Origin of the sequence: Bartonella sp. AA74HLJMH (genome assembly GCF_042197045.1) — a bacterium.
Taxonomy (GTDB): Bacteria; Pseudomonadota; Alphaproteobacteria; order Rhizobiales; family Rhizobiaceae; genus Bartonella.
Genome location: NZ_JBHIRJ010000065.1, coordinates 1 through 2,262, shown reverse-complemented (window position 1 = coordinate 2,262; position 2,262 = coordinate 1). Strand labels below are relative to the sequence as shown.

General features: G+C 47.3%; 1 protein-coding gene. It reads right to left on the bottom strand.

What is annotated here, in order from left to right; genetic code table 11:
• The coding region (locus ACFINH_RS09555; protein WP_375632922.1) for a DUF637 domain-containing protein at positions 1 to 2,262 on the bottom strand (2,262 nt) is incomplete at both ends.

Genomic DNA, 2,262 nt, shown 5'->3' with positions numbered 1-2,262 from the left:
AAACTGGAGCATAGCAGTGGCTTCACCCACAGCACCCCCCACAGCACCGGCTGTGCAAGCACCACTCGCAACAGCGCCTTTTAAACAGCCAAGACCGGCATGGGCAACGATCTGCGTGACCGTATCTATTTTGCCTTCTGCCTTGGCGGTACCGATTTCTTCCGCCAACGATTTGCCAACCGTATCAGATAGGGCGATGCGCAGATTGTTAAAAAAGTTCTTGTCAAGAGAGCCACCCTCAAGAGCCGTTTGAACGCCTGTGCCAATGGCGGCTTTGATCAGGTTCTTTTCCGCTTCACTGGCGATACGATCGACAAAAGGAGCGGTTTTAGGCAAAGATTGTCCAACACCTGCCATTTCCGTTATTTGGCTGGTTAAGCCCGCCGTTAACATCGACGAGACAATGCTGAGAACATTCTTTGAAGAGCCAAGCTCATGCAAGGCACCGGCAATATTGCCGCGATTATTGACAAGAGCCACAGCGCTTTTGTTAATCAGTGCTTGGACACCTGCCTGTATCGCTGCATTCATGGCGGTACTCGAGCCAAGCCCCAAAGCACCGGTAATGGCACTGGCAGCACCCGAGGCTGCTCCGCCCGTAACCGCCGTGACAGCCAATGCCACGAGAGCCGCACCGGCTTCTGTCAGCCCTTGGGCTTTATAATCCCAGTCTTTAAATTCAGCCTTAACTGCTTGCCAATCCACTTGCTTGGATAATTCTGGATCATCACGCAGTTGCTTAATCCATGCCAAGCCTGGGGAGCGAGATAATTGCTCAAGAGATTTGTCTAAATCACCGGTTGCCTCATATTCAACAACGAAGCCATCACCCGCATCAAGCTTTATGCCACCCTTAGCATCTATGGTGACATGTTCGATGGTCTCCTTAAGGTAACCTTTATCGCTCTCACTCCACCACACAAGGTTTTCATTACGCTGATAAACATCCTTAAAATCTTGATCCTTGTTGGTCAGAAACTTGATTTTTCCCGTATCTGATGCCAAATGCGTCTGACCACCACTTGATAGCCCTGCCGCATCAAGCGTGAGATCCCCATTTTGCGCATGCATGGAGAGGTTGCCCTCTGTTTCTATCGTGGTTTTGTTTGTAGTAACTTCTGTTGATTGTTGACGAAACTTATTCTTTTGCTTCGATTTGTCGCCTTCTTTGCCCCTCAGATCCAAATCAAAACTGTTAAAATCTTGCTCTGAAATCGCGTTGAGAGCGCCACCACTGGTGAAATCTCCATTGCCCTTGGCTTTAAACTTTCCCTCAAGGTTAAGTTCACCACCTGTGACAATGGTCAAATCTCCATCACTGTTGACTTCTGCCAAACGGTGCTCACTGCTTTGGGCGTTATAATGCCCTTTTTCCAATGTCTCCTTATGGTCACTCTCTAGTACTAATGAACCAAACGTAGCAGAACCATCGACAATCACCGTCGTCGATCCACCACTGCTCCATTGGCCACCGCTCATGCTTAAATCGCCAAGGGAGTGAATGTTTAAATCCTGTATAGAAATGATTTGAGCCTGCTGCCCACTGCGATCAACAAAACCATATTCATTCGTGTCACGGATTTTTGCAGTACCATCAATGATTGTCTTCGCATTGAGGGTGATGATATCCCCCAGAATAACCCCTGAAGAGTTGGCTAAAAGATCGCCACTGCTGAGATCTACAGCACCGCTGCCAAGCAAAAAACCACCATCATTAAACAAAGTTTGCGTAGTCGAAACATGCAATGCACCATTACTTGATATGGTGCCACTATTGGTAAGACGGTCCGTCTCTATAGTGACGCCATTGCCTTTCAAACGTGCACTGGCAAGGTTTCCTTGCTGCGTTTTTGCCCCATAAACATCTTGTGCTAAAGAAGTGTTTGGTGCCAAATAAACGTGGGGTACCAAGACCTCTTGTCCATCAACAAGGTGGGTCTCAAGCCAGATCATATCCTTTTTGATCCCAGCAATCTGCTGAGGCGTTAAGGGCTTGCCTAGCACTAACCCCAAGGGATCTTGCTGCTCCACAGCATTGTCATAGAGCCTTTGCATTTGAGCATTGGGATCTTCAACATCAAGAAGAGTGCGATTGCCTGTCAGCTCGAAGATTTGCTCACCCACCAGACGATATTCAAAATAAGCATCCCCTAATCTTTTAAACACGTTCTCAGGCTTATAATTGCCAATCTTTTTTAAGTAATAGTCCGATCCTAAAAATTTACTTGGGTTGATAAAATCTGGACGCGTCTCGACTAAAAA